At 59.8% G+C, this 209-nt stretch carries 1 pseudogene; it reads right to left on the bottom strand.

The annotated features are described in order from the left end of the window. Nucleotides 1-17 precede the first annotated feature (17 nt). Nucleotides 18-209: pseudogene (locus DEIPH_RS20995) on the bottom strand (hypothetical protein); the annotation flags it as partial.

Below are 209 nucleotides of genomic sequence, written 5' to 3' on the forward strand. Positions count from 1 at the left end.
CGCTGGTGCTGGCGTGCTCAGGCTTTTTTTGCTGGTTCGTCAGCTTGTTGGAAGCTGTGCTGGACGCTCTTCCCCAGCTTCATCAGGTGCAGCCGGAACCAGGAGCGACTCACCCCCGTGACCCGACAAATGCCTCGGTGGGAGATGCGTTCAGTCAGCAAACGGTCCACCAACGCCTCGGTTTCCGCTGAAATCCGGTGTTGTGGAGG

Origin of the sequence: Deinococcus phoenicis, assembly GCF_000599865.1 — a bacterium.
GTDB lineage: Bacteria > Deinococcota > Deinococci > Deinococcales > Deinococcaceae > Deinococcus > Deinococcus phoenicis.